The sequence below is a fragment of the Burkholderia sp. MS389 genome, assembly GCF_016899425.1.
Classification (GTDB): Bacteria; Pseudomonadota; Gammaproteobacteria; order Burkholderiales; family Burkholderiaceae; genus Burkholderia; species Burkholderia sola.
This window is the reverse complement of record NZ_CP045996.1, coordinates 121934-147509: the sequence shown is the minus strand read 5'-3', so window position 1 is coordinate 147509 and position 25576 is coordinate 121934. Positions and strand designations below refer to the sequence as shown.

Annotated in this window: 22 protein-coding genes and 1 pseudogene; 13 read left to right on the top strand and 10 right to left on the bottom strand. The window is 67.7% G+C overall.

Annotation, left to right across the window (positions count from 1 at the left end):
* Positions 1 to 15: 15 nt before the first annotated feature.
* The 5 genes from GJG85_RS30360 to GJG85_RS30340 form a co-directional block, all read right to left on the bottom strand.
* Positions 16 to 480 (bottom strand): GNAT family N-acetyltransferase, encoded by a 465-nt coding sequence (locus GJG85_RS30360; RefSeq protein WP_050016196.1) that lies wholly within the window; start codon positions 478 to 480, stop codon positions 16 to 18.
* 119 nt (positions 481 to 599) lie between these two features.
* Positions 600 to 998: a nuclear transport factor 2 family protein gene (locus tag GJG85_RS30355; RefSeq protein ID WP_050016188.1), complete on the bottom strand. Its 399-nt coding sequence runs from the start codon at positions 996 to 998 to the stop codon at positions 600 to 602.
* 54 nt (positions 999 to 1052) lie between these two features.
* The gene (locus GJG85_RS30350) at positions 1053 to 1652 is read right to left on the bottom strand and encodes a hypothetical protein (protein ID WP_050016186.1); all 600 of its coding nucleotides are present in this window, start codon (positions 1650 to 1652) and stop codon (positions 1053 to 1055) included.
* A 193-nt stretch (positions 1653 to 1845) separates the two neighbouring features.
* Positions 1846 to 3099: a hypothetical protein gene (locus GJG85_RS30345; RefSeq protein ID WP_050016184.1), complete on the bottom strand. Its 1254-nt coding sequence runs from the start codon at positions 3097 to 3099 to the stop codon at positions 1846 to 1848.
* A 119-nt stretch (positions 3100 to 3218) separates the two neighbouring features.
* A complete protein-coding gene (locus GJG85_RS30340; RefSeq protein WP_050016183.1) occupies positions 3219 to 4223 on the bottom strand; it encodes an AraC family transcriptional regulator in 1005 nt (334 codons plus the stop codon).
* Between the two features lie 144 nt (positions 4224 to 4367).
* Here GJG85_RS30340 and GJG85_RS30335 point away from each other — a divergent pair, with 144 nt between their 5' ends.
* From GJG85_RS30335 to GJG85_RS30325, 3 genes are read left to right on the top strand one after another with little or no spacing between them, the layout of a single operon-like run.
* Complete coding sequence (locus GJG85_RS30335; RefSeq protein WP_089490204.1) at positions 4368 to 6035, top strand: acyl-CoA synthetase; 1668 nt, start codon at positions 4368 to 4370, stop codon at positions 6033 to 6035.
* Between the two features lie 13 nt (positions 6036 to 6048).
* Entirely contained in the window at positions 6049 to 6816 is a 768-nt protein-coding gene (locus GJG85_RS30330; RefSeq protein ID WP_050016180.1) for a 3-hydroxyacyl-CoA dehydrogenase, read from the top strand.
* An 18-nt stretch (positions 6817 to 6834) separates the two neighbouring features.
* Positions 6835 to 8025, top strand: coding sequence for an acetyl-CoA C-acyltransferase (locus tag GJG85_RS30325; protein ID WP_089490205.1), 1191 nt, complete (start codon positions 6835 to 6837; stop codon positions 8023 to 8025).
* A gap of 142 nt (positions 8026 to 8167) precedes the next feature.
* Here GJG85_RS30325 and GJG85_RS30320 read toward each other — a convergent pair whose 3' ends face one another.
* Positions 8168 to 8860, bottom strand: a complete 693-nt coding sequence (locus GJG85_RS30320; protein WP_089490206.1) for a TetR/AcrR family transcriptional regulator — start codon at positions 8858 to 8860, stop codon at positions 8168 to 8170.
* A gap of 320 nt (positions 8861 to 9180) precedes the next feature.
* Here GJG85_RS30320 and GJG85_RS30315 point away from each other — a divergent pair, with 320 nt between their 5' ends.
* From GJG85_RS30315 to GJG85_RS30280, 8 genes are all read left to right on the top strand, one after another.
* Complete coding sequence (locus GJG85_RS30315) at positions 9181 to 10461, top strand: Zn-dependent hydrolase (protein ID WP_050016174.1); 1281 nt, start codon at positions 9181 to 9183, stop codon at positions 10459 to 10461.
* A 129-nt stretch (positions 10462 to 10590) separates the two neighbouring features.
* A complete protein-coding gene (locus GJG85_RS30310) occupies positions 10591 to 11928 on the top strand; it encodes an NAD(P)-dependent oxidoreductase (protein WP_050016172.1) in 1338 nt (445 codons plus the stop codon).
* Positions 11929 to 11983: 55 nt separating this feature from the next.
* Complete coding sequence (preA, locus tag GJG85_RS30305; protein WP_050016169.1) at positions 11984 to 13300, top strand: NAD-dependent dihydropyrimidine dehydrogenase subunit PreA; 1317 nt, start codon at positions 11984 to 11986, stop codon at positions 13298 to 13300.
* Positions 13301 to 13401: 101 nt separating this feature from the next.
* On the top strand, positions 13402 to 14910 hold the full coding sequence (locus GJG85_RS30300) for an NCS1 family nucleobase:cation symporter-1 (RefSeq protein ID WP_176017048.1): 1509 nt from the start codon (positions 13402 to 13404) through the stop codon (positions 14908 to 14910).
* Positions 14911 to 14975: 65 nt separating this feature from the next.
* Positions 14976 to 16433: a dihydropyrimidinase gene (gene hydA / locus GJG85_RS30295; RefSeq protein ID WP_124631973.1), complete on the top strand. Its 1458-nt coding sequence runs from the start codon at positions 14976 to 14978 to the stop codon at positions 16431 to 16433.
* A gap of 248 nt (positions 16434 to 16681) precedes the next feature.
* On the top strand, positions 16682 to 17956 hold the full coding sequence (locus tag GJG85_RS30290; RefSeq protein WP_027786234.1) for a NupC/NupG family nucleoside CNT transporter: 1275 nt from the start codon (positions 16682 to 16684) through the stop codon (positions 17954 to 17956).
* Positions 17957 to 17995: 39 nt separating this feature from the next.
* Positions 17996 to 19312 carry a thymidine phosphorylase gene (gene deoA, locus GJG85_RS30285; protein ID WP_050016163.1) on the top strand — a complete coding sequence of 439 codons (1317 nt, stop codon included), beginning with the start codon at positions 17996 to 17998 and terminating at the stop codon, positions 19310 to 19312.
* 25 nt (positions 19313 to 19337) lie between these two features.
* Positions 19338 to 19727, top strand: a complete 390-nt coding sequence (locus GJG85_RS30280; RefSeq protein WP_050016161.1) for a cytidine deaminase — start codon at positions 19338 to 19340, stop codon at positions 19725 to 19727.
* Between the two features lie 43 nt (positions 19728 to 19770).
* Here the strand turns inward: GJG85_RS30280 and GJG85_RS30275 are convergent, their stop codons facing one another.
* The 4 genes from GJG85_RS30275 to msrB form a co-directional block, all read right to left on the bottom strand.
* Positions 19771 to 20886 (bottom strand): aromatic ring-hydroxylating dioxygenase subunit alpha, encoded by a 1116-nt coding sequence (locus GJG85_RS30275; RefSeq protein WP_050016159.1) that lies wholly within the window; start codon positions 20884 to 20886, stop codon positions 19771 to 19773.
* 245 nt (positions 20887 to 21131) lie between these two features.
* Positions 21132 to 21875 carry a peptide-methionine (S)-S-oxide reductase MsrA gene (gene msrA / locus GJG85_RS30270; RefSeq protein WP_050016158.1) on the bottom strand — a complete coding sequence of 248 codons (744 nt, stop codon included), beginning with the start codon at positions 21873 to 21875 and terminating at the stop codon, positions 21132 to 21134.
* Between the two features lie 60 nt (positions 21876 to 21935).
* Complete coding sequence (locus tag GJG85_RS30265; protein WP_124631975.1) at positions 21936 to 23804, bottom strand: cytochrome c biogenesis protein DipZ; 1869 nt, start codon at positions 23802 to 23804, stop codon at positions 21936 to 21938.
* Between the two features lie 35 nt (positions 23805 to 23839).
* A complete protein-coding gene (gene msrB, locus GJG85_RS30260; protein ID WP_050016152.1) occupies positions 23840 to 24370 on the bottom strand; it encodes a peptide-methionine (R)-S-oxide reductase MsrB in 531 nt (176 codons plus the stop codon).
* Between the two features lie 55 nt (positions 24371 to 24425).
* On the opposite strand from msrB, the gene GJG85_RS30255 reads away from it, so the two are divergent.
* Together GJG85_RS30255 and GJG85_RS30245 are read left to right on the top strand one after the other, a co-directional pair.
* On the top strand, positions 24426 to 24827 hold the full coding sequence (locus tag GJG85_RS30255; RefSeq protein WP_124631976.1) for an Arm DNA-binding domain-containing protein: 402 nt from the start codon (positions 24426 to 24428) through the stop codon (positions 24825 to 24827).
* Positions 24828 to 24950: 123 nt separating this feature from the next.
* Positions 24951 to 25466: pseudogene (locus tag GJG85_RS30245) on the top strand (DDE-type integrase/transposase/recombinase); the annotation flags it as partial.
* Between the last annotated feature and the right edge of the window lie 110 nt (positions 25467 to 25576).

The following is a 25576-nucleotide window of genomic DNA, read 5'->3' as shown; positions in this document are numbered from 1 at the left end:
TGCCATCTGCTCCTATCAGACCGGAATCCGCAAGATCGGAAAGAATCTACCCGGGATGACACCCGATTCTTTTTCGCCGATTTTTTCGGCTCCCAACGCCAGATAGAACGGTGCAGCATTGGGATCGGCTTCGATCACAAAGCGCTTAATTCCTCTCGCGGCGGCTTCGGTCCGAACTGATTCCCACAGAGCACGGGCGATGCCCTGGCCCATATGATCGGGATGAACGAACAGCCATCCGGGTGTCGGCAGATCCGAATCCAATGATGCTCGGATCCAGAACCCGATGATCGACTCGCCTGATTCCGCGACGTAGCCAATCGCCCCTTCGATCGTCTCCGGCGAAATCGTAAGATCTTTTTGCCACAAGTCGAGCCATTCCTTTGGATAGCCCCAGTGCGCTTTCGACAGGCGCGCCAGTCGCGCGAGTTCGTCCGCGTCCGCGGCACGCGCAGAACGCACGGCAAATAGGTTGTGCATTTCGTCTCTCATCACTGCCGACACCACGTCGGCCGGCGTCTTCATCAGTGCATCGTCAGAACCGCGGCGTAGCATTGCCCGATTGATGGCCAGCATGCTCGCGGGGGCGTTGCCCGACACTATTGATCCCCGCACGGCCGGCGCAATGACATGACCTGCGATGCATGTCCGGCAACGACCCGCCATTTGGCGTCCGATCGACGCCAAAGTCGCGTATAGGCAAACGTACCGGCGAATGCCGCGCCATCGAAATGGCCTGCGAGCTTCGCTCGCGTCGTGGTCAGGATCATCTCGTCGATCGCGCATGCACGCATTTCGTGGACGTCGAGTGCGTCGAGACGCAGAAGCTTCGCGCGATGCGCGGTGAGGTCGTCCTCCTTCGAGATGATCTGGCCGGTCGGGACGGTGAATACCAGATCGTCGTCCAGTAGCGCGTCGAGCGCTTCGACATCGTTGGCCAGCATCGCTGCGCGGAGCGCGGTTTCGCAGGGTTCGATGACGGTACGGATTGCATCCATGTCAGACCTCGCATCATTTCGGAAGGGAAGCGGCACGGCGGCGACAAACGCAGCCTACCGCGCATTTGACAACGACTGACGTCGGACCAGCATCACCAGGCAGATGCCGATCGACGCGATGAGATTGACGACCGGATAGAACGCGACCGCGACACTCCACGTGCTCAATGCCAGCAACGCCAGTGCGTACTTGAGCACGCACAGCGCGAAATAGGCGAAGCTCTCGCTCCACGGATCGCGGATCGTCTTGCGCACGGTCGGGCCAAGGCCGGCAAGCTCGATCAGCGTGACCAGACAGATCGACACCGTCGGATCGTCGGTCAGCATCCACAGCGGAATGGCCGACAGTGCCACGCACAGGAACAACCAGTCGAGGCCCGTCCAGCCACGCTCGCCGCGAAACAGGCTGGCGATCAGCGTCAAAAAGCACGTGACGGCAATCGCCGCCGTGCACCACGCGGACGGCCCCGCGCCCGCGACGAACTGGCCGGCGGCCGCGATCGCCGTGACGACCGACCACACGAGCCACGTGAACAGATGCGGGCGAACGGTGCGCCGGTAGATCGCGAGCGCGTAAGGGATCGCTGCCAGCAACGACACGGCCGTTCCGATCACGCCGAAGATCGAAGCGGCGCTCCCATCGACATTCACCATCGGCGCAACCTCGTTCAGACCGGCCGACCAGTATGTGGTCTGACGGATCGGGGTGCAACGTCATACGCGCGCTGCGGTGCGGCGAGCTTCATGCAGATTCGCACCGGAACGTGGGAGAAATCCGATCCAAACAAACGGCACCCGGACGGCGATGCTGCAGGCAAACCCACGGCGCATCGGCGCCTGCTTGACGTCAGCAATCGAATGTCCGCAGGCGCTCGGCGTGTTCTTCGAGCCCGTCGAGCCCGAGATAGTGGCTGAGCTTGCCGGCGCGAACCTTGCGGATGTCGGCCTGCAGCTTGTCCAGCAGTTTCTCGCTCGCCGCGCGGTAGGCAGCTGCTGTATCGACGCCATGGGCCGACAGCGCTGCGCCGATCAGCCGTGCGCTATCGGTGCCGCCGCCCGCGACGCAACGCGCCATTGCGTCGGCATCCGGCTGCACGCCGGCGTCAAGCAGCATGCGCATCAGGATGGCGGGTATGGCGCCGGACACGGATGCCAGCGCATCGGGCACGACCGGTGCGCCCGCTGCGAGCAACGCGGCGGCGGCGGAAAACTTCTGGCGTCGCAGCGCGTAATCCGTCGGAATCGAACTGCCGGCGAGCGCCACGCCGAGATCGGCGACAAGCGGCGCCAATCGCGCGATGAGTGCCGCATCGTCGTGATCGATCGCATGGCGCAATGCGTGACGTGCGAGCACCGGCTGCGCGCCGAGTGTGCCGTCGGCGAGCGGCGTGCGCCAGTCGATCACCGCTTGTCGATAGAACGCGATCAGCTTGTCCGCCAGCGATGCCGACAGGCCATGATCGTCGCGGCGTTCATCGACGTATTCGAGCAGCGTGACACCGGTGCCTGGTTCGCCGCCGGGCGCCAGCGGGTCGACATGAAGCTGCAGCGCGCCGAATGCCGCGTACAGATCGGGGGCGATCGTCGCGACACCGTCCTCGTGCATCGCGCCGCGCCACGCGGGCGGCAACCCCTGTTTCCACGCAAGTACATGGCCATAGTCGTGGGCGCCGGGCTCCGTCACGACGTAGATGCGGTCGCAATATTCGAAGCCGCCGAACGGCAGCGCACCGATTTTGCCGTTCCACGTGCGCGCGTTCTCTTCCGCGGCTTCTTCGGCCAGTTCGAGTTCATGGTCGATCCAGCCCTGCAGGTCGCGGTAACCGTCGCTGCCGTTGTAGAACAACTCGCTCCAGCTGATCGCTTCGACATTGCCGTTCATCTCCAGCGTCAGGTCGTAGTCGAGGCTGCCGCCGGCCGTGACGCGCCATAGCTCGAGCAACGGGAGCGGAATGTCGCCGTGACAGCAGGCCTGCACGGCCGCGATCTGGTCGGCCGCCATCGCCGGTTGCGCGTCGAAGATCACGCGGCCGGCAAACAGCACGATACCGTGCGCGCGCAGAACGGCCAGTTCGGTGTCGGAAAAGTGGGTGGCTTGCATCGGAGCGTGAGCGGTGATGGTAGATCGGTGTTCGCCGCGGTCCGCGGACAACGGACGGCAGCCACGTGGGTGCATCGTATCAGCGGCGCGTGGCGAGACGCTCCGCGCCTGCATGCCACTCAAGACTCCGCGTTCGCCGCATGCACGTCGCGCCGAAATGCACCGGGGCTCGTGCCCGTCCATTTCCGGAACGCGCGATGAAACGCGCTCGGCTCGGTGAAGCCGAGTTCGGCCGCGATCTCCGCGACGCTGAGCGCGTGCCCGCGCAGCAGCGACTGGGCCAGCGCACCGCGCAACTCGTCCTTGATCGCCGCGAAGCTTTGCCCTTCGCTGCGCAAACGCCGCCGCAGCGTCGCGGGCGTCGTGTCGAGGCGCGCGGCCAGCGTGTCGAAGTCGGGCCACTCGGCGGCCGGCAGCGCCTTCAGGTACGCGCGCGTCTTCGCGACCCAGCCCGTGTCGTGCCGGTAGCGCACGAGGAGGTTGCCGGGCGCGCCGCGCAGGAAGGTCTTCAGCGCCTGCTCCGAACGGATCGTCGGCAGCGCGAGATAGGCGGCGTTGAATGCGAGCCGGCTGTCGGGCCGGTCGAAATGCACGGGGACGCCGAAGAACTGGTGATAGTCGCTGCGCTGGCCGGGGCTCGGGCACGCGAAATCGATGCGCTGCAGCGGGATGCGCCGGCCGATCAGCCAGCACGCGACGCCGAGCAGGATCAGCCAGAACGTCCGGTATGCGAACGCCGGGTATGGCGTGCCCGATTGCGCCAGCACGATCTGCGCGTGCCCGTCGGCCACGACGAGCTCGCCGTGCGGTTCATCGAGCACGACCCGGAGGAACTGCAGCGCGCGCCGCAGCGCCTTATCGAGCGTGCCCGCATGCAGTACTGCGTGGCACAGCAGCGTGAAACTGCCGCGCCGCATCGGGCGCGCGGCGAGGCCGAAGAATTCGTCGTCGAGCACGCCCGCGATCGCGAGCCACAGTCGGCCGTACAGCTGCGGCGTGACGGGCTCGCGCACGACGGCCGGCAGCCCGGCGGTGCGCAGCACGGGCGCCGTCGGCAGGTCGTGCCGGCGCAGGCACGCGAGCGCATCGTCGACGAAATCCGGCGAAATCATCTGCGGCCCCATTTTCCTGCGTCCTCCCAACATGGCAAAAACGATCACGATTCTAGATTCCGTTTGTCATTGATTGCAATGTATGGGCTGTCTACTATCGATGTATCCCCGTCGCGCCCCTGGCTCGCCGGCGGCCATAACGCACAGGAGACACGCATGCCAGAAGGAGCTACCGCCCGGGCGGTGCCGGCTTACGCCGACGCCGTGGCCCGATTCAGTATCGAGACCGCCGCCGCGCAACTGAGCGGCGACCTGGAGCGCGGCCTGAACGCGTGCATCGAATGCTGCGACCGGCACGCGAAGTCGGACGCTATCGCACTCGACTGGATCGACGCCGGCGGGCAGCACCATCGCTTCACGTTCGCGCAGATGCAGGCGCTCTCGGCCCGGGTCGCGAACCTGCTCGTTGCGCAGGGCGTGAAGCCGGGCGACGTGGTGGCCGGGCTGCTGCCGCGCACGCCGGAACTCGTCGCGACGATCCTCGGCACGTGGCGCGCGGGCGCCGTGTATCAGCCGCTGTTCACCGCGTTCGGCCCGAAGGCGATCGAGCACCGATTGCGCATGAGCGATGCGCGGCTGATCGTGACCAACGTCGCGAATCGCGCGAAGCTCGACGAAATTGCCGAGTGCCCGCCAGTGGCGACGGTGCGCGAAGCAGGCGAGACGCTGTCGGCGCACGACATCGATTTCCGCGCGGCGCTCGACGCGCGGTCCGATACGTTCGAGCCCGTGCCGCGCAAGGGGTCGGACCTGTTCATGATGATGTCGACGTCGGGCACGACGGGCTTGCCGAAGGGCGTGCCGGTGCCGCTGTACGCGCTGCTTGCGTTCGGCGCGTACATGCGCGAAGCGGTCGATCTGCGCCCCACTGACCGGTTCTGGAATATCGCCGACCCGGGCTGGGCGTACGGCCTCTATTACGCGATCACCGGCCCGCTCCTCCTCGGCCATGCGACGACGCTCTACGAGGGCAGCTTCACGGTCGACAGCACGTATGACGTGATCGAACGGCTCGGCATCACGAGCCTCGCGGGTTCGCCAACCGCGTTCCGGATGCTGATGGCGGCCGGGCCGGAAGCGGCCGCGCGCATGAAGGGCCAGCTGCGCGTGGTGAGCAGCGCGGGCGAACCGCTGAATCCGGAAGTCGTGCGCTGGTTCCACGCGGCGCTCGGTGCGCCGATCCACGATCACTACGGCCAGACCGAGCTCGGAATGGTCGTGAACAACCATCACGGCCTCGCGCACGTGGTGCACGTCGGTTCAGCCGGCTTCGCGATGCCGGGCTATCGCGTCGCGGTGCTCGACGAAGCGGGCCGCGAGCTCGGCCCCGGCGAGCCCGGCAACCTCGCGATCGACATCGGGCGCTCGCCGCTGCTGTGGTTCCGCGGCTACTGGCAGCAGGACACGCCGGCGATCGCGGGCGGTTACTACCGGACCGGCGACAACGTCGAGCTGGAGCCGGACGGCGCCGTGAGCTTCATCGGCCGCGCGGACGACGTGATCACGTCGTCCGGTTACCGGATCGGCCCGTTCGACGTGGAGAGCGCGCTGATCGAGCATCCGGCCGTCAGCGAGGCCGCCGTGATCGGCGTGCCCGACCCTGAGCGCACGGAAATCGTGAAGGCGTTCGTCGTCCTGTCGAAAGGGTTCGACGGCACGCCCGAACTGGCCGAGGAATTGAGTCTGCACGTGAAGCGGCGGCTGTCCGCTCACGCTTATCCGCGCGCGATCGACTTCGTCGACGCGCTGCCGAAAACCCCGAGCGGCAAGATCCAGCGCTTCGTGTTGCGCAAGATGGAAGCCGAGAAGGCCGCTCAACCCTGAATATGGACTGCCAATGAATATCAAGGATCGCGTTTTTCTGATTACGGGCGCCGGTTCCGGCCTCGGCGCCGCGGTGGCGCGCATGGTCGTTGCGCAAGGCGGCAAGGCCGTGCTGCTGGACGTCAACGACGAGGCGGGAGCGAGTCTCGCCAACGAACTCGGCGCGGCCGCGCGCTTCGTGAAGACCGACGTGACGAGTGAAGCCGACGGTCAGGCGGCCGTCGCGGCAGCACGCGACACGTTCGGCCGCGTCGATGCGCTCGTCAATTGCGCGGGCGTCGCACCGGGCGAGAAGGTCGTCGGCCGCGACGGCCCGCATTCGCTCGACCGCTTCGCACGGGCGGTATCGATCAACCTGGTCGGCACGTTCAACATGATCCGGCTGGCCGCCGAAGCGATGTCGAAGCAGGACGCCGACGCGGAAGGCGAGCGCGGGGTGATCGTCAACACCGCGTCGGTCGCGGCGTTCGACGGGCAGATCGGACAGGCCGCGTATGCGGCGTCGAAGAGCGGCGTGGTCGGCATGACGTTGCCGATCGCACGCGAGCTCGCGCGCTTCGGCATTCGCGTCGTGACGGTCGCGCCCGGCATCTTCGCGACGCCGATGATGGCCGGCATGCCGCAGGACGTGCAGGACGCGCTCGGCAAGAGCGTGCCGTTTCCGCCGCGGCTCGGCCGCCCGGAAGAATTTGCGGCGCTGGTGCGCCACATCGCCGAGAACACGATGCTGAACGGCGAAGTCATCCGTCTCGATGGCGCGTTGCGCATGGCACCGCGCTGACACTGGAGGAAGCGAATCATGACGACTCAGGATCCGATCGTAATCGTGGGCGCGGCGCGCACGCCGATGGGTGGTTTTCAGGGCGACCTGGCGGCGGCCAGCGCCAGCGACCTCGGCGCGGTGGCGATTCGCGCGGCGCTCGAGCGCGCGAACGTGCCGGCCGAACGCATCGATGAAATCGTGTTCGGCTGCGTGCTGCCGGCCGGCCAGGGTCAGGCGCCCGCGCGCCAGGCCGCGCTGAAGGCTGGGCTGCCGCTCGCGGCGGGCGCGACCACGGTCAACAAGATGTGCGGTTCCGGGATGAAGGCGGCGATGTTCGCGCACGACCTGCTGCTGGCGGGTTCGGCGGGCGTGGCCGTGGCGGGCGGGATGGAGAGCATGACGAATGCGCCGTACCTGCTGCCGAAGGCGCGCGCGGGCATGCGAATGGGGCACGGGCAGGTGCTCGACCACATGTTCCTCGACGGGCTCGAGGATGCGTATGAAAAAGGCCGCCTGATGGGCACGTTCGCCGAGGATTGCGCGCAGGCTTACCAGTTCACGCGCGAAGCGCAGGATGCGTTCGCGATTGCGTCGCTGACGCGCGCGCAGCGCGCGATCGCGGAAGGGCATTTCGTGTCGGAGATCGCGCCGGTGGCCGTGAAGGCGGGCAAGACGGAAAGCGTCGTGTCGATCGACGAGCAGCCGGGCAAGGCGAAACTCGACAAGATCCCGACACTGAAGCCCGCGTTCCGCGACGGCGGCACGGTGACGGCCGCGAACGCCTCGTCGATCTCGGACGGCGCGGCCGCGCTCGTGATGATGCGCCGCTCGGAAGCCGAGCGCCTCGGCCTCACGCCGAAGGCCGTGATCGTCGGGCATTCGACCTATGCGGACAAGCCCGGCCTGTTCGCGACCGCGCCGATCGGCGCGCTGCGCAAGCTGTCGGAGAAAACCGGCTGGAGCCTGCGCGACGTCGATCTGTTCGAGATCAACGAAGCGTTCGCGGTGGTGCCGATGGCCGCGATGCGCGACCTCGACCTGCCGCACGAGAAGGTGAACGTGCACGGCGGCGCGTGCGCGCTCGGGCATCCGATCGGCGCATCGGGCGCGCGCGTGATGGTGACGCTGCTGGCCGCGCTCGAAACGTACGGCCTGACGCGCGGCATCGCCTCGCTGTGCATCGGCGGCGGCGAAGCGACGGCGGTTGCGATCGAGCGGGTCGCGTAATACATCGCGTAACGCATCGCATCGCATCGCATCGCACGCTCGCACGCTCGCACGCTCGCGGCATCACGGGCGGCGCGTATCGCACGGGACATCCCGTGTGGTGCGCGCCGCCCGTTTTTATTCGGCGGATCGTCGTGTCGCGCTACGGCTTCGCGTTCGGCGACACCGCGCCGCACGCACGAATCACGAGCTGCACGACCTGCTCGGTCTTTTCGTCGAACGCCTTCTTCGTGAACGCGCGCTTGCCGCTCAGCGCGCGAATCTGCGCATCGAAATCCGCATAGTGCTGCGTGGTCGCCCAGATCAGGTACATCAGTGCATGCGGGTCGATCGGCGCAAGCAGCCCGCGTGCGATCCAGCCTTCGATCACCTTCACGCGGGTGTCGAACCACGGCTTCACGCGTTGCGACAGGATGTCCTGCATGTGCTCCGCGCCGTGGATGATCTCGTTGGCCCACACCTTCGAGCCGAGCGGGCGTCGCTGCGACAGCGCCATCTTCGCGCGCACGTAGCCGCCGATCGCCTCGACCGGATCGTCGCCGGCCTCGAACGAGCCGGCCGCGCGATGCCAGTCCTCGAACAGGTCGTCGAGCACACGGCGGTACAGCGCGAGCTTGGTCGGGAAGTAGTAGTGCACATTCGCCTTCGGCAGACCCGCGCGCTCCGCGATCATCGCGGTGCTCGCGCCGGCGAGCCCGCGTTCCGCGAATACGGCCTCCGCGCACGCGAGCAGATGCGCTTCGTTGGACTCGCGGATGTGCGCCTTGCGTCGCCGCAAAGGCGCCGGCGCTTCGTCCCGGTCGGTGGCTTCGATCGTCGCCTCGTCATGTCTCATCGTTACCCTCGCGCGGCGGCCATGCCGCGTTGGGCTTCATTCTAGCCGCTGATTCGCGTCGCGCGCACGCAGATGGATGCCGCCACGCCGCGGCGATGCTGCGTTGCGATGGCACGTTTCTCGCTCCGGTGCGTCGCGCAAGAAAGACGTTGCGCTGGTCATTTTGATCGTCTAAAACCTGTCCAATCGGACAGGATTTAACGCGTTTCGCGAACCGACAGGGCATGCACGGCATCTGGGCGGCGTGCCCCGAAACAGGTCTCACATGCACCGGCACAGACCGGGCCGACGACATCACCGACCCCACAGGAGCGATACGAATGAACGCGGTATCGGAAACAGTGAAACGGGCAGCTTTCGACACGTCGATCAAGGTCGATGGCAGGCGGTTGTGGGACAGCCTGATGGAAGTCGCGAAAATCGGTGCGACCCCGAAGGGCGGTGTGTGCCGTCTCGCGCTGACCGATCTCGACAAGGCTGGCCGTGACCTGATCGTCGGCTGGGCGAAGGCCGCTGGCTGCACGGTGACGGTCGATACGATGGGCAACGTGTTCATGCGCCGCGCGGGCCGCGTGGCCGACGCGGCGCCGGTCGTCACGGGCTCGCACGCGGATTCGCAGCCCACCGGCGGGCGTTTCGACGGCATCTACGGCGTGCTCGGCGGCCTCGAGGTGATTCGCAGTCTGAACGATCACGGCATCGAGACCGAGCATCCGGTCGAGGTCGTGATCTGGACCAACGAAGAGGGTTCGCGCTTCGCGCCGGCGATGGTCGCGTCGGGCGTGTTCGCGGGCGTGTTCACGCTCGACTACGGGCTATCGCGCAAGGACGTCGACGGCAAGACGATCGGCGAGGAGCTCGCGCGCATCGGCTACGCGGGCGACGTGCCGTGCGGCGGGCGCAAGCTGCACGCGGCGTTCGAGCTGCATATCGAGCAGGGGCCGATTCTCGAAGCGGAGTGCAAGACGATCGGCGTCGTGACCGACGCGCAGGGACAGCGCTGGTACGAGATCACGTTCACTGGCCAGGAAGCGCACGCGGGACCGACGCCGATGCCGCGCCGCCGCGACGCGCTGCTCGGCGCGTCGCGGGTAGTCGATCTCGTCAACCGGATCGGCCTCGATCATGCGCCGTTCGGCTGCGCGACGGTCGGCATGATGCAGGTCCACCCGAACTCGCGCAACGTGATTCCCGGCCGCGTGTTCTTCACCGTCGATTTCCGTCATCCGGACGATGCCGTGCTCGCGAAGATGGACGCGGCGCTGCGCGACGGCGTCGCGCGCATCGCGGGCGACATCGGGCTCGACACCGAACTCGAGCAGATTTTCTACTACAAGCCGGTCGCGTTCGACCCCGCCTGCGTGGCGGCCGTGCGTGATGCGGCCGACCGCTTCGGCTACTCGCATCGCGACATCGTGTCGGGGGCGGGCCACGACGCGTGCTATCTGGCGCAGGTCGCGCCGACGTCGATGGTGTTCGTGCCATGTATCGACGGCATCAGCCACAACGAGATCGAGGACGCGACGCCCGCATGGATCGAGGCCGGCGCGAATGTGCTGCTGCACGCGATGCTGTCGCGTGCGTGCGAGCCGGCTTCATGACGGATCGGGTATAGCGCGGCCAGTAGACCGCGCACAGTTCGACCGTAGCATTCCTAAGCATGACCGCCCCGACTGTGCATTCGCAGCCGGCGGGGACGGCTTTGTCTCCACCCAGTCGAAGGAACGCGTATGACCACCCAGCCAACCGGCGATATCGCCGCGCATCGCCTGTCGTCCACGCAACTCTCGTGCGAATTCGCCGATATCGCACCGCTGCTCGATCCGACCGCGGCGGCGGCTGCCGCCAGCCGCTGCCACTACTGCTACGACGCGCCGTGCGTGCACGCGTGCCCGACGCAGATCGACATCCCGAGCTTCATCCGCAAGATCGGCAACGGCAACCTGAAAGGCGCGGCGACCGACATCCTGTCCGCGAATCCGCTCGGCGGGATGTGCGCCCGCGTGTGCCCGACCGAGATCCTGTGCGAAGGCGCTTGCGTGCGCAACCATCAGGATGCTCAGCCGGTCGCGATCGGCGCGCTGCAGCGGCATGCGACCGACTGGGCGATGCAGACCGGCGCGGTGCAGTTCCGGCGCGCGCCCGAGACGGGCCGCCACGTGGCGGTGGTCGGCGCTGGGCCGGCCGGGCTCGCCTGTGCGCACCGGCTCGCGCTCGCCGGGCACCGCGTCACACTGTTCGACGCGCGGCCGAAGGCCGGCGGCCTCAACGAATACGGGATCGCCGCGTACAAGACCGTCGACGATTTCGCGCAACGCGAAGTCGAATGGCTGCTGTCGGTGGGCGGCATCACGCTGGAAACGGGTATGGCGCTCGGACGCGACGTCACGCTCGACGCATTGCGCGAACAGCATGACGCGGTATTTCTCGCGATGGGTCTCGGCGGTGTGCGCACGCTCGCGATCGACGGCGAGCAACTGGGCGGCGTGATGAACGCGGTCGATTTCATCGAGCAGGTGCGGCAGGCGGACGGGCTGGAGAACGTGCCGGTCGGGCGGCGCGTGGTCGTGATCGGCGGCGGCAACACGGCGATCGATGCGGCGGTGCAGAGCCGCAAGCTCGGCGCCGAGCGCGTGACGATGGTGTACCGGCGCGGCGTGGATGCGATGAGCGCGACGTGGGCCGAGCGCGAGTTCGCGCAGAAGAGCGGCGTCACGCTCGTCACGCACGCGAAGCCGGTGCGTATCGCAGGTACGGACGGGCAGGTCACGGGCGTCGAATTCGAGGCCGCGTCGGGGGAGCGTTTCAGCGTCGACGCGGACATGGTGCTGAAGGCGATCGGCCAGACGCTCGTGCCGGACGGCATCGCGGCGGAATTGCTGACCGCGGACGGTTCGCGTATCGCGGTCGATGCGGACGGGCGCACGGCGCTGCCGGACGTATGGGCCGGCGGCGACTGCGCGGCGACGGGCGGCATCGACCTCACGGTGCAGGCCGTGCAGGACGGCAAGCGCGCGGCCGCGTCGATCGACGCGACGCTCGCGGCGCGCGACGCGAAGGCGGCCTGAACGCGCGACGCACCGCACGCACACCGAACACGACCCCCTTCTCACGGAGCCGAACATGGCCGATCTCCGCTGCACCATCGCAGGCATTACTTCGCCGAATCCCTTCTGGCTGGCGTCCGCGCCGCCGACCGACAAGGCCTACAACGTCAATCGCGCGTTCGAGGCGGGCTGGGGCGGCGTCGTATGGAAGACGCTCGGGCTCGATCCGCACGTCGTCAACGTCAGTTCGCGCTATGGCGCGGTGCAGTGGAACGGGCAGCGCATCGCGGGGCTGAACAACATCGAGCTGATCACCGACCGTCCGCTCGACGTGAACCTGAGAGAAATCGCGCAGGTGAAGCGCGACTGGCCGGACCGCGCGCTGATCGTGTCGCTGATGGTGCCGTGCAACGAGCGCGACTGGAAATGGATTCTGCCGCTCGTCGAGGATACCGGCGCCGACGCGGTCGAACTCAACTTCGGCTGTCCGCACGGGATGAGCGAGCGCGGGATGGGCGCGGCGGTCGGGCAAGTGCCCGAATACGTGGAGATGGTCACGCGCTGGGTGAAGGAAGGCACGAAGCTGCCGTGCCTCGTGAAGCTCACGCCGAACATCAGCGACATCCGGATGGGCTCGCGCGCCGCATACAAGGGCGGCGCGGACGGCGTGTCGCTGATCAACACGATCAACTCGATCGTCGCGGTCGATCTCGACCAGATGGCGCCGATGCCGACCGTCGACGGCAAGGGCACGCACGGCGGCTATTGCGGGCCGGCGGTCAAGCCGATCGCGCTGAACATGGTCGCGGAGATCGCGCGCGATCCGGAAACGCCGAACCTGCCGATCTCGGGCATCGGCGGCATCTCGTCGTGGCGCGACGCGGCCGAGTTCATGGTGCTCGGCGCCGGCAGCGTGCAGGTGTGCACCGCCGCGATGCATTACGGCTTCCGGATCGTGTCGGATCTCGCCGACGGCTTGTCGAACTGGATGGACGAGAAGGGCTACGCGACGCTCGACGACATCCGCGGCCGCGCGGTGCCGAACGTGACGGACTGGAAATACCTGAACCTGAAGTACGACATCAAGGCGCGTATCGACCAGGATCGCTGCATCCAGTGCGGGCTGTGCCATATCGCGTGCGAGGACACGTCGCATCAGGCGATCACGGCGACGAAGGACGGCGTGCGGCACTTCGAAGTGATCGATTCGGCGTGCGTCGGGTGCAATCTTTGCATGCATGTGTGTCCGGTCGAGCAATGCATCACGATGGAGCGCGTCGACGCGGGCGACTACGCGAACTGGACCACGCATCCGAACAATCCGGCGAGCGCGGAGGCGGGGCCGAGTGCAGGCGCCGCGGCGCCCGAGAAGCACGCGAAGCAGGCTGCCTGACCGGCGTCCGGCGATGCAGGGCATCCTGCACCGCCGCCTTTCGTTCCACCCGGGCCGGCATCGCACGATGCCGGCGTTGACGTTTTCGTGGAGTGTGTTCGATGAATCACGCAGCGATTCCCGCCGATCCCGACAGCGCCGCGGCGCACGGCGGCAGCCTGTACAACGACGACCTCGCGCCGACGACGCCGGCGCAGCGCACGTGGAAGTGGTACCACTTCGCGGCGCTGTGGGTCGGGATGGTAATGAACATCGCGTCGTACATGCTCGCGGCCGGGCTGATCCAGGAAGGCATGTCGCCGTGGCAGGCGGTGATGACGGTACTGCTCGGCAACCTGATCGTGCTCGTGCCGATGCTGCTGATCGGCCATGCGGGCGCGAAGCACGGGATTCCGTACGCGGTGCTCGTGCGCGCGTCGTTCGGCACGCAGGGCGCGAAGCTGCCGGCGTTGCTGCGCGCGATCGTCGCATGCGGCTGGTACGGGATCCAGACCTGGCTCGGCGGCAGCGCGATCTACACGCTGCTCAACATCCTGACCGGCAACGCGCTGCACGGCGCGACGCTGCCGCTCGTCGGCATCTCGTTCGGGCAACTCGCGTGCTTTCTCGTGTTCTGGGTGTTGCAGCTGTACTTCATCTGGCACGGCACCGATTCGATCCGCTGGCTCGAAAGCTGGTCCGCGCCGATCAAGGTCGTGATGTGCGTGGCGCTCGTGTGGTGGGCGACGTCGAAGGCGGGCGGGTTCGGCTCGATGCTGTCGGCGCCGTCGCAGTTCGCGGCGGGCGGCAAGAAGGCCGGGCTGTTCTGGGCGACCTTCTGGCCGGGCCTGACCGCGATGGTCGGCTTCTGGGCGACGCTTGCGCTGAACATTCCTGATTTCACGCGCTTCGCGCATTCGCAGCGCGACCAGATGATCGGTCAGTCGATCGGGCTGCCGCTGCCGATGGCGCTGCTGTCGGTGGTGTCGGTCGTCGTCACGTCGGCGACCGTCGTGATCTACGGCAATGCGATCTGGGATCCGATCGACCTGACGAGCCGGATGACCGGCATCGGCGTGGGCATCGCGCTCGTGATCCTCACGCTCGACACGATGTGCTGCAACCTCGCGGCGAACCTGGTCGGTCCTGCTTACGATTTTTCGAGCCTGTGGCCGAAGGCGATCTCGTACCGCACGGGCGGGATGATCACCGCGACGATCGCGATCGTGATGATGCCGTGGAAGATCCTCGCGACGACGGACGGCTATATCTTCACCTGGCTCGTCGGCTATTCGGCGCTGCTCGGGCCGGTCGCGGGCATCCTGATGGTCGACTATTTCCTGATTCGCGGCACGCAGCTCGACACGCGCGCGCTGTTCGACGAGCGCGGCGGCTTCAGCTATGCGCGCGGCTGGAACCCGGCCGCGCTCGTCGCGCTCGCGGTCGGCGTGCTGCCGAACCTGCCGGGCTTCCTGCATACGGCGTTTCCGGCGTCGTTTCCGAACGTGCCGGCGTTCTTCAACACGCTTTACACGTACGCGTGGTTCGTCGGCCTCGTGCTGGCGTCCGGCGTGTACGGCACCTGGATGAAGTGGCGCGCCGGACCGCGCGCGCAGATCGCGAGCGCATGACGCGCGAGCCGGAGGCGACTCGCGCGCGGCATGCGGCACCCGACAGTCAACGAGGAGGCAACGACATGGCAATCCTGATTCGTGGCGGCACCGTGGTCGATGCGGACCGCTCCTATCGCGCGGACGTGCTCTGCGCGGACCCGCAGGACGGCGGCACGATCCTGCAGATTGCGGAGCGGATCGACGCGCCGGCCGGCGCAACCGTCGTCGACGCGCACGACCAGTACGTGATGCCGGGCGGCATCGATCCGCATACGCACATGGAACTGCCGTTCATGGGCACGACCGCGAGCGACGATTTCTATTCGGGCACCGCGGCCGGGCTGTCGGGCGGCACGACGAGCATCATCGACTTCGTGATTCCGAGCCCGAAGCAGCCTCTGATGGACGCGTTCCGCGCATGGCGCGGCTGGGCCGAGAAGGCGGCTTCCGATTACGGTTTTCACGTGGCCGTGACGTGGTGGGATGAGAGCGTGCACCGCGACATGGGCACGCTCGTGCGCGAGCATGGCGTGTCGAGCTTCAAGCACTTCATGGCGTACAAGAATGCGATCATGGCCGACGACGAGGTGCTCGTGAACAGCTTCACGCGTTCGCTCGAACTCGGCGCGCTGCCGACCGTGCACGCGGAGAATGGCGAGCTCGTGTTCCAGCTGCAAAAGGCGCTGCTTGCGCGCGGGATCACGGGGCCGGAGGCGCATCCGCTATCGCGGCCGCCCGAGGTGGAAGGCGAGGCCGCGAACCGCGCGATCCGCATCGCGCAGGTGCTTGGCGTGCCGGTGTATATCGTGCACGTGTCGGCGAAGGACGCGGTGGACGTGATCACGCGCGCGCGTAGCGAAGGGCTGCGCGTGTTCGGTGAAGTGCTACCGGGGCATCTGGTCATCGACGAGGCCGTCTATCGCGATCCGGACTGGACGCGCGCGGCGGCCCACGTGATGAGCCCGCCGTTCCGCTCGGCCGAGCATCGCGAGGCGCTGTGGCGCGGGCTGCAGTCGGGGCAGCTGCATACGACGGCGACCGATCACTGCGTATTCTGCGCATCGCAGAAGGCGATGGGCCGCGAGGATTTCACGAAGATCCCGAACGGCTGCGGCGGCGTCGAGGATCGCATGTCGGTGCTGTGGCATCACGGCGTGAATCACGGCCGCATCACGCCGAACGAGTTCGTGCGGATCACGTCGACCAATGCCGCGCAGATTTTCAATCTGTATCCGCGCAAGGGCGCGGTGCAGGTCGGCGCCGACGCCGATCTCGTCGTGTGGGACCCGGCCGCGACCAAGACGATCTCGGTGAAGACGCATCACCAGCAGGTCGACTTCAACGTGTTCGAGGGGATGACGGTGCAGGGCGTCGCGACGCACACGCTCACGCGCGGCGCACTCGCATGGGCCGACGGCGACTTGCGCGCGGTGCGTGGCGCGGGCCGCTATCTGAAACGTCCGCCGGCGGCTGGCTACTACGAGGCCGCGCGGATCGCGAACCGGCTGCGCGAGCCGCATCCGGTCGAGCGCGCGGGTTGAATGATGCGTGTCGCGCGGGGCGTGTCCGTTCTGACGGCACGCCCCGCGCGTGTTTTAGCGGCGTAGATAGAACAACTGATCAAGTTCTCGAAGACGAAAACAGAAACGATCGATGCCATTGATCGCGGCGATTTTGGCGACGTTGCGGGCGTGCATATCGAGCGAGTAACATCCACCCACCCGATCACGCGGGTCGCGGGCACGGGCCGCCCGCCGGACAGTTCAAATAGTGAGAAAGGAGCACAAAGGTGGATATTCTGCGCAGTCTCCTCGGTATGCTGTTTCTGTTGCTGGTCGCGTATCTGCTGTCGAACAACCGCCGCGCGGTCAGCGCGCGGACCATGATCGCCGCGCTGCTCACGCAGTTCGCGATCGGCGCGCTCGTGCTGTTCGTGCCGTCCGGCCGCGCAGCGCTGGCCGCGGCCGCGAACGGCGTCAATCGCGTGCTCGACATGGGCAATCACGGCATCGCGTTCGTGTTCGGCGGGCTCGTCGACGCGCGGATGTTCCAGTTGTTCGGCGATGGCGGGTTCGTATTCGGCCTGCGCGTGCTGCCGATGATCATCTTCGTCACCGCGCTGATCTCGGTGCTGTACTACATCGGCGTGATGAAGTGGATCGTCGCGATTCTCGGCGCGGGGCTCGCGAAAGTGCTGGGCGTGAGCCGCATCGAGGCGTGCTCGGCCGTCGCGACGATCTTCCTCGGGCAGAGCGAGATGCCCGCGCTTGTGAAGCCGTTCGTGCGCAACATGACGAGCGCCGAGATCTTCACGGTGATGGCGAGCGGGATGGCGTCGGTCGCGGGCTCGGTGCTGGTCGGCTATGCCGGCCTCGGGGTGAAGATGGAGTACCTGCTCGCCGCGTCGTTCATGGCGGTGCCGGGCGGGCTGCTGTTCGGCAAGCTGCTGTTTCCGACCGTCGAGCCGAGCCGCGTGGTGGTCGACGGCCTCGATTTCGACGACAAGCGCGCCGCCAACGTGATCGAGGCGGCTGCATCCGGCGCGTCGGTCGGCCTGCGCATCGCGATCAACGTCGGCGCGATGCTGATCGCGTTCGTCGGGCTGATCGCGCTGATGAACCTGATCGTCGGCGGCGCGGCCGCGTTCGCGGGCTTTCCGCAGGTCACGCTGGTCGGCATCATCGGCCACCTGTTCGCGCCGCTCGCGTGGATCATCGGCGTGCCGTGGCACGATGCGACGCTGGCCGGCAACTTCATCGGCGAGAAGCTGATCTTCAACGAATTCGTCGCGTATGGCGACCTGTCGCCGTACCTGAAGGGCGGCGCGCATGCGGCGGCGGCCGGCCTGCAGGTGCTCGACCCGAAGACGCTCGCGATCGTGTCGTTCGCGCTGTGCGGTTTCGCGAACTTCTCGTCGATCGCGATTCTCGCGGGCGGCTTCAGCGCGGTCGCACCGGAGCGCCGCTCGGACGTCGCGCGGCTCGGCTTGCGCGCGCTGACGGCCGCGACGCTGTCGAACCTGATGAGCGCGGCGATTGCCGGGCTGTTTTTCTCGCTGCATTGAACCGTGCAGCAGACTCCGACCGATCAAGGCGAGGCAACGATGTTTCTACCGCAGGAATTCATTCGCAGGAAGCGCGACGGGCAGCCGCTCGATCGCGACGGGATGGCCGCGTTCGTGCGCGGCGTGACCGACGGCAGCGTGACCGAGGGCCAGGTGGCCGCGTTCGCGATGGCCGTGTATTTCAACGACCTGAGCACCGACGAACGCGTCGCGCTGACGCTCGCGCAGCGCGATTCGGGCGACGTGCTCGACTGGCGCGCGCTCGATCTCGGCGGGCCGGTGATCGACAAGCATTCGACGGGCGGCGTCGGCGATGTCGTGTCGCTGATGCTCGGGCCGATGGTCGCCGCGTGCGGCGGCTACGTGCCGATGATTTCGGGGCGCGGGCTCGGACACACCGGCGGCACGCTCGACAAGCTCAGCGCGATTCCCGGTTACGACGTGATGCCCGAGACGGACGCGTTTCGCCGCACGGTGCGCGAGGTCGGCGTCGCGATCATCGGGCAGACCGCGCGGCTCGCGCCGGCCGACAAGCGCATCTATGCGATCCGCGACGTGACGGCGACCGTCGAATCGGTCGCGATGATCACCGCGTCGATCCTGTCGAAGAAACTCGCGGCAGGGCTCGACGGGCTCGTGATGGACGTCAAGGTCGGCTCCGGCGCGTTCATGCCGACCGCGGAGAAATCGGCGGAACTGGCGCGCAGCATCGTCGACGTCGGCAACGGCGCCGGCATGAAGACGACCGCGATCCTCACCGACATGAACCAGTCGCTCGCGCCGTGCGCGGGCAATGCGCTCGAAGTGGCGTGCGCGATCGACTACCTGACGGGCAAGTCGCGTCCCGCGCGTCTGCACGACGTGACGATGGCGCTGTCGGCCGAATTGCTCGTGACCGGCGGGCTGGCGCGCGATGCCACCCACGCACGCGAGAAGCTGCAGCAGGCGCTTGATTCCGGCGCGGCGGCCGAGCGTTTCGCGCGGATGGTCGTCGCGCTCGGCGGCCCGGCCGACCTGATCGACGCGCCCGCGCGGCATCTGGCGCGGGCGGCCGTGATCGTGCCGGTGGCGGCACCCGCGAGCGGCGTGGTGCAGCGCGTCGATTGCCGCGCGCTCGGGCTGGCGGTGGTCGCGCTCGGCGGCGGCCGCGCGCGCGCGGAGGACGCGATCGACGTCAGCGTCGGCTTGACGGCGCTTGCAGAGATCGGGCAGCGCATCGAGGCGGGCGAGCCGCTCGGTTTCGTGCATGCCCGCGACGAAGCGGCCGCGGCCCACGCGGCGGACGCCGTGCGCCACAGCTACGTGCTCGGCGAGACCGGCGAAGCGCCGCCGACCCTTTACCAGCAGATCGGCTGACCCTGCTCCCGGAGGCATCACCACGATGGAACGAGACGAACTGATCGAACAGGCGAAGGCGGCGCGCGAACGCGCGTATGCGCCGTATTCGCGCTTCAAGGTCGGCGCGGCGCTGCTGGCGCGCGACGGCACGGTGTTCCACGGCTGCAACGTCGAGAACGCGTCGTACGGACTGTGCAATTGCGCGGAACGTACGGCGCTGTTCGCGGCGATCGCCGCCGGCCATCGGCCGGGGGATTTCGCGCGGCTCGCGGTCGTCGGCGACACGGACGGCCCGATCGCGCCGTGCGGCGCATGTCGTCAGGTGATCATCGAGATCGGCAAGCCCGATATCGAGGTGATCCTCGCGAACCTGAAAGGGGCCGTCGAGGTCACGACGGCCCGCGCATTGCTGCCGGGCGCGTTCACGCTGTAACGACACGCGCGGCGGCGAGCCGCCGCGCGTCGCATGCGTCATGTCACGCGCTGTCGCGCGCGTCGCGGATCGGGATCACGGTGCGTGCGCCGCACTGGCGCAGCAGGTCGCGTAGCTCGTTGATGACCGGAAACACCTCGTGGTTCCAGTCGGCGCCTTGGGCGTCGTGCGCTTCCTGCTCGCGCTCGACGATCCAGCGATCCTCGCGGAAGATCCGCTCGGTGAACCACACGAGCAGCGGCCACGCGAGATCGAGCGCGAACGGGATGCCGGGCTTGTGGATCGACAGCAGCCCGAACGTGCGGTTGGTGCGCTGTTCGGCGTCGAGCGGCACGTAGACGATCCACAGGTCCATCACGAGCGTGCCTTCGCTCGAGCGGATCTGCAGCGTCTGGTACGGGTAGCCGGTGCGCACCGTCATCACGCTCTTGTCGGACTGGTCGGCCGGCTTCTTGCTCGCGCCGAACACGAGCGCCTCGCCGACCGGCTGCTTGCCCTCCATCCGCGCGAACGTGTAGTCGACCTCGACCCAGTCGTCGCCGCGGCGGCGGCCCACGGAGCGCGCGCGCATCTGCCCCATCTGCTTGCGATGCAGGAACTGATGGTTCATGTCCATCAGGTTCTCGTGCATGAACGAGTAGTGGCACTTGACCTCGCGGCCGAAGCGGCGCGTCTTGTACGCGGGATTGTCCGCGGATTCGAGCGCGGGGAACGGCCGTTCGTCGGCGAGCGTCGCGTCGCCCGGAAACACGAAGATCAGCCCGTGCGCCTCGCGGCACGGATACGCGCGCACGCCGTTGGGCAAGCGCTCGCGGCCGAGGTAGGGCACGTCGACGCAGCGGCCGCTGTCGCACGCGTAGGTCCAGCCGTGATAGCAGCAGCGCAGCGTTTCGCCGCTCACGACGCCCGCGTGCAGCGGCACCTGGCGGTGCGCGCAACGATCTTCGAGCGCATACACGGCGCCCGATTCGGTGCGCACGAGCACGATCGGATCGCCGGCGAAGCGCACGCCGAGCGTCTTGCCGCGCTTGAGCTCGCGCGACCACGCGAGCGGGTACCAGTGATCCGGGTGAATGGGCACGCGGCGCAGGTCGCGCACGACCGCGCCGGTGGACGGTTCTTCGAGGGTGTTGCTGTCAGGCAAAGGCACTGCGCGCATGCGTGACGCCTCCTGGCGGGACTGAATGTCGAACGCCGCAAGAAGCGGCGGGAATCAGGAGAGTCTACGCGAAGTTGCCGATCGCGGCGGATGCGATGCGGGTTTGCCCCGGCATCGCGTCCGCCGGTTCGTTGATCCGGCGCAAACGGGACGCCGCTGGTGCGTGGTGCCGGCGGCTCTGCCGGGCGACGGGCGGCAGCCCCGTCATGCCGCGAGCAGACGGTCGCAAGCGATTCATGAACGAATCATAAGCGGGCTTCGCGCCATAGCACCGGGTCGGCGCGGTACAGCGCCGGGAAGCGCTGCTTCAGCCCGGCGACCTTCGGCAGGTCGTTGAACGCGATATACGGCGCGTCGGGGTGCAGTTCGAGGTAGTTCTGATGATAGGCCTCGGCCGGATAGAAGCCCTTGTAGGCTTCGACGCGAGTGACGACGGGCGCCGCAAACACATGCGCGCCGCCGAGCTGCGCGATGTACGCGGTCGCGACCGTGCGTTGCTGCGCGGTGGTCGGGAAGATCGCGGAGCGGTACTGCGACCCTTCGTCGGGGCCCTGCCGATTCAGCTCCGTCGGATCGTGCGCGACCGAGAAGAACACCTGCAGCAGCCGGCCGTACGTGACCTGGGTCGGGTCGTAGACGATGCGCACCGATTCCGCGTGCCCCGTCAGCCCCGAGCCGACGAGCGCGTAGTGCGCGGTTTCGGACGCGCCGCCCGCGTAGCCGGCGGTCACCTGCTTCACGCCCTTCACGTGCTCGAACACGCCTTGCACGCCCCAGAAGCAGCCGCCGGCGAACACGGCCGTCTCGTCGTGCGACGCGCCGGGCGTTTCGTCGAGCGTCGGCGCGGGCACGGTGCGCATCGGCTCGGCGGAATGGACGATGCGCTGGTAGCCGAACACGGCGGCCGCCGCGACGGCGATGGCGCCGATGCGGCGCAGCATGGCGGCGCGCCGGCGTCCGGCGGCATCGCGGATAGGGATCGGGTTCATGTTTTGCTCCTTCGGAATGCGTTGGGAAAAGCGGCGCCGGGATGGCGGTAGCGCGCGCGATCAGCCGAAAGTGAATGCGTACGCATCGACCCCCGGATCGAGAAACTCGATCGCGAACGTGCGGTCGGCGATCGTGCCGGTCTGCCGGACGAGCTGGTACAGGCGCTGGCCGGTGACGGTGCCGTAGCCCTGCGCGTCGACATCCGTGCCATGCGCGGCGCCGGGCGCGGCGCCGTCGAGCGTCACGCGAAAGCGCACGGGCCGGCCGCTCGTGCCCGGGCCGAGCACCAGGTGCAGGTCGCGTGCATGGAAGCGGTAGACGATCCGGCCATCCGGCGCGGCCAGCGACGCGCGCTCGGCGCCGACGTTCCACGTGCCCGCGAGGCCCCAGCCGTTCAGATCCGGGCCGGCCGGCGCGTCGTAGCGGTGCGCCGCATCGCGCACGACGCCGCCCGGCGACGCGAAGCTTTCCGCGCGCGCATAGCCGACATAGGTTTCGGGCGAGCGGACGTCCGCGCTGTCGGCCGCCGCGAGCGCACCCTTCGCGGGCGCGCCGGCGAGGCCGAGCGGCACGTTCAGCGCGTCCGGGTGGCCGGCTTCGGCGAGCAGCGACTGGATCGCGCGTTCCGACTGCGCGTATTCGCCTTCGCCGAAGTGGTGATGGCGGATCCGCCCTTGCGCATCGATGAAGTAGTGCGCGGGCCAGTATTCGTTGTTGAACGCGCGCCAGATCGAATAGCCGTTGTCGATCGCGACCGGGTAGTCGATGCCGAGGTCGTGCACGGCCTTCTTCACGTTGCCGATGTCGCGCTCGAACGCGAATTCCGGCGCGTGGACGCCGATCACGACGAGCCCGTACGGCGCGTACTTGCGTGCCCACGCAGTCGTGTACGGCAGCGTGCGCAGGCAGTTGATGCACGAATACGTCCAGAAATCGACCAGCACGACCTTGCCGCGCAGCCCGGCCGCCGTCAGCGGCGGCGAGTTCAGCCACTGCACCGCGCCGTCGAGCGACGGCAGCGTGCCTTCGACCGGCAGCGCGGACGCGGTGGCGCCGGCCGCGCGCATCATCGCGCTGCCGGCCATCGCACCGCCGCCGGCCGGTGCGCCATCGGCTGCGGCGGCCATCATCGCGCCGCCCGTCGCGTCGTCGGTAGCGGCGGTCGCAGCCGGCGCCGCCGGTGCCGGCGGCGCGCCGTTCGAGCGGCCGCCGAGGCGGTCGACGAGCTTCGTTTCGAGCCCGCCCGTGGTGACCGTCGACAGTTGCGCGAGGGCGCCGGTATCGAGGCCGAGCGCGATCGCGCCGACGCCGGCCAGGAGCGCCGCGCCGATCCCGCGGCGGATCCATTCGCCGGCACCGAGCGAGCGCTTCATCGCGGCGAACACCTTGCCGCCGATCACGAGCGCGACGCCGAGCGACGTCGCCGCGCCGGCCGCATATGCGACGAGCAGCAGCGTCGTGCCGACGCTCGCGCCGCGCAGCGCGGCGCCGGTCAGCACGAGGCCGAGGATCGGGCCCGCGCACGGCGCCCACAGCAGGCCCGTCGCGACGCCGAGCAGCAGCGACGACGCCGGGCCGGCCGGGCGGCCGTCGCGTTGCGCGAAGCCGGTGAGCCGGTTGCCGGCGGCGACGAGCGGGCGCGTCAGGTGTTCCGCGAAACGCGGCATCAGCAGCGTCAGGCCGAACACGGCGAGCAGCACGATCGCGATCCAGCGGCCGGCCTGGTTGGCCTGCGCGACCCAGCCGCCGCCGACGGCGGCGAGCGTCGCGACGACGGCGAACGTGAGCGCCATGCCGGCGAGCAGCGGCAGGCCGGTGCGCACGAACGGCTGGTCGGCGCGCGCGAATACGAACGGCAGCACGGGCAGGATGCACGGGCTCAGGATCGTGAGCACGCCGCCGAGATAGGCAAGGACGATGAGCAGCATGAGGCGTTCTCCAGTCGGATGGGAGCGGGGCCGGATCAGGCGGCAGCCGGGTGGAACGCGAGCGCGAGGCCGTTCATGCAGTAGCGCAGACCGGTCGGCGCGGGGCCGTCGTCGAACACGTGGCCGAGGTGGCCGCCGCAGCGGCGGCAGTGCACTTCGGTGCGGACCATCCCGAACGACGCGTCGGTGTCGGTGCCGACAGCATGGTCGAGCGGTTTCCAGAAGCTCGGCCAGCCCGTATGGCTGTCGAACTTGGTGGCCGACGAGAACAGCGCGAGGTCGCAGCCGGCGCACGCGAACGTTCCGTGCCGGTGCTCGTCGTTCAGCGGGCTGGTGAACGGCCGCTCGGTGCCGGCTTCGCGCAGGACCGTGTATTGGGCGGGCGTGAGCCGGCGATGCCATTCGGCGTCGCTGAGCGTGATCTCGAACGGGGCGGCCTTCGGCGAGCCGGCCGGCGGCGCGGCGAACGCGCGGCCGACCAGCGCGCGGTGGCCGGCGGACGACAGCGCCGCGAGCGCGGCGAGGCCGGTGGCGCCGGCGAACAGCAGATGTCTGCGGGTGGGCATGATGGGCTCCTGGAAGCAGGTGCTGAAAACATGCGCCCATCGTAGGCGGCGGCCGGTGTCGAAGTCCTCACGGAAAGTTAAACGAATCGTGATTGTTTTTTGGGTGATCCGGCCAGGTCCGTTGAAATCCGTCAAAGCCCCATCCATCAAGGGGTTGCGGGAAGTTGGTGGTCCACCAACTTCTGCGGAAATTCTCCACGAGCCGCAACTTTTTAGTGTTTTTTTAGTGTTTGCGATGTGGGGTAGGCTCTGCGTAGAGATGCGCGGGCCAACCCGGTTGCAATATCAAAGGAGGGCGATCATGGGTGCTCTGACGGTTAGACAAATCGAAGCCGAGAAGGCGACCGGGAAGTTGTATTTCCTCTCGGATGGGCGCGGACTGTTCCTGCGCATCGGCCCGGATGGCTCGATGGAGCAGCCCCCTGAAACGCCGGACACAGTCACCCACTTACAATAACGGGTAGGCATAAGACTGTGTTTTTGACTAACACCAGGCAGGAAGTGATGGAAGTGTTGACGGGCCCGGTGCGTCGGCGGCGCTGGACGGCGGAGCAGAAGCTGGCGATGGTCCGCGAGAGTTTCGAATCAGCGATGGTGTTCCGATAGATTCGAGTTTCGCTGTGACAACGGCGAGCCGCTGCGCGTGACGTTTGCGCTGGACTGTTGCGATCGTGAGGCGATGAGCTGGGCGGCCACGACGGCAGGCCACAGCGGTGACATCGTGCGCGACGTGATGCTGGCTGCAGTGGAAAATCGGTTTGGCAACGAACTGCACACCCCGTCCGAAATCGAGTGGCTGAGTGACAACGGCTCGGGCTACACGGCCGACGACACGCGCCGGTTCGCAGTGGCCATCGGCCTGAAGCCATTGACCACGCCGGTGTGCGGCCCGCAAAGTAACGGGATAGCCGAGAGCTTCGTGAAGACGATGAAACGCGACTACGTCGCCTTCATGCCGAAGCCGGACGCAGCGACTGCCGCACGCAACTTGGCCATCGCGTTCGAGCATTACAACGAGAAGCATCCTCATAGCGCGCTGAAATACCGCTCGCCTCGCGAGTTCCGGCGCTCGATGGATTCAGCAACCTTAGTGTGATGCCGTGTCCGGTATTACAGGGGCAACTCCAGTTTTGACACCACCGAAGCCCAGAGGGCTGTCACGAGGGCCATAGTGGCTGCCCTCGCTTCATAAAATCGGCGGTGCTC

Excerpts from the sequence above, each read along its gene's own strand:
- GJG85_RS30320 (WP_089490206.1), bottom strand. The coding sequence starts at position 8,860 with ATGAGACATGACGAGGCGACGATCGAAGCCACCGACCGGGACGAAGCG.
- GJG85_RS30350 (WP_050016186.1), bottom strand. The coding sequence starts at position 1,652 with ATGGTGAATGTCGATGGGAGCGCCGCTTCGATCTTCGGCGTGATCGGA.
- GJG85_RS30335 (WP_089490204.1), top strand. The coding sequence starts at position 4,368 with ATGCCAGAAGGAGCTACCGCCCGGGCGGTGCCGGCTTACGCCGACGCC.
- GJG85_RS30355 (WP_050016188.1), bottom strand. The coding sequence starts at position 998 with ATGGATGCAATCCGTACCGTCATCGAACCCTGCGAAACCGCGCTCCGC.
- GJG85_RS30345 (WP_050016184.1), bottom strand. The coding sequence starts at position 3,099 with ATGCAAGCCACCCACTTTTCCGACACCGAACTGGCCGTTCTGCGCGCG.
- GJG85_RS30280 (WP_050016161.1), top strand. The coding sequence starts at position 19,338 with ATGGAACGAGACGAACTGATCGAACAGGCGAAGGCGGCGCGCGAACGC.
- deoA (WP_050016163.1), top strand. The coding sequence starts at position 17,996 with ATGTTTCTACCGCAGGAATTCATTCGCAGGAAGCGCGACGGGCAGCCG.
- msrA (WP_050016158.1), bottom strand. The coding sequence starts at position 21,875 with ATGAACCCGATCCCTATCCGCGATGCCGCCGGACGCCGGCGCGCCGCC.
- preA (WP_050016169.1), top strand. The coding sequence starts at position 11,984 with ATGGCCGATCTCCGCTGCACCATCGCAGGCATTACTTCGCCGAATCCC.
- GJG85_RS30315 (WP_050016174.1), top strand. The coding sequence starts at position 9,181 with ATGAACGCGGTATCGGAAACAGTGAAACGGGCAGCTTTCGACACGTCG.
- GJG85_RS30340 (WP_050016183.1), bottom strand. The coding sequence starts at position 4,223 with ATGGGGCCGCAGATGATTTCGCCGGATTTCGTCGACGATGCGCTCGCG.
- GJG85_RS30275 (WP_050016159.1), bottom strand. The coding sequence starts at position 20,886 with ATGCGCGCAGTGCCTTTGCCTGACAGCAACACCCTCGAAGAACCGTCC.
- GJG85_RS30300 (WP_176017048.1), top strand. The coding sequence starts at position 13,402 with ATGAATCACGCAGCGATTCCCGCCGATCCCGACAGCGCCGCGGCGCAC.
- GJG85_RS30310 (WP_050016172.1), top strand. The coding sequence starts at position 10,591 with ATGACCACCCAGCCAACCGGCGATATCGCCGCGCATCGCCTGTCGTCC.
- GJG85_RS30325 (WP_089490205.1), top strand. The coding sequence starts at position 6,835 with ATGACGACTCAGGATCCGATCGTAATCGTGGGCGCGGCGCGCACGCCG.
- GJG85_RS30330 (WP_050016180.1), top strand. The coding sequence starts at position 6,049 with ATGAATATCAAGGATCGCGTTTTTCTGATTACGGGCGCCGGTTCCGGC.
- GJG85_RS30360 (WP_050016196.1), bottom strand. The coding sequence starts at position 480 with ATGCACAACCTATTTGCCGTGCGTTCTGCGCGTGCCGCGGACGCGGAC.
- GJG85_RS30265 (WP_124631975.1), bottom strand. The coding sequence starts at position 23,804 with ATGCTGCTCATCGTCCTTGCCTATCTCGGCGGCGTGCTCACGATCCTG.
- hydA (WP_124631973.1), top strand. The coding sequence starts at position 14,976 with ATGGCAATCCTGATTCGTGGCGGCACCGTGGTCGATGCGGACCGCTCC.
- msrB (WP_050016152.1), bottom strand. The coding sequence starts at position 24,370 with ATGCCCACCCGCAGACATCTGCTGTTCGCCGGCGCCACCGGCCTCGCC.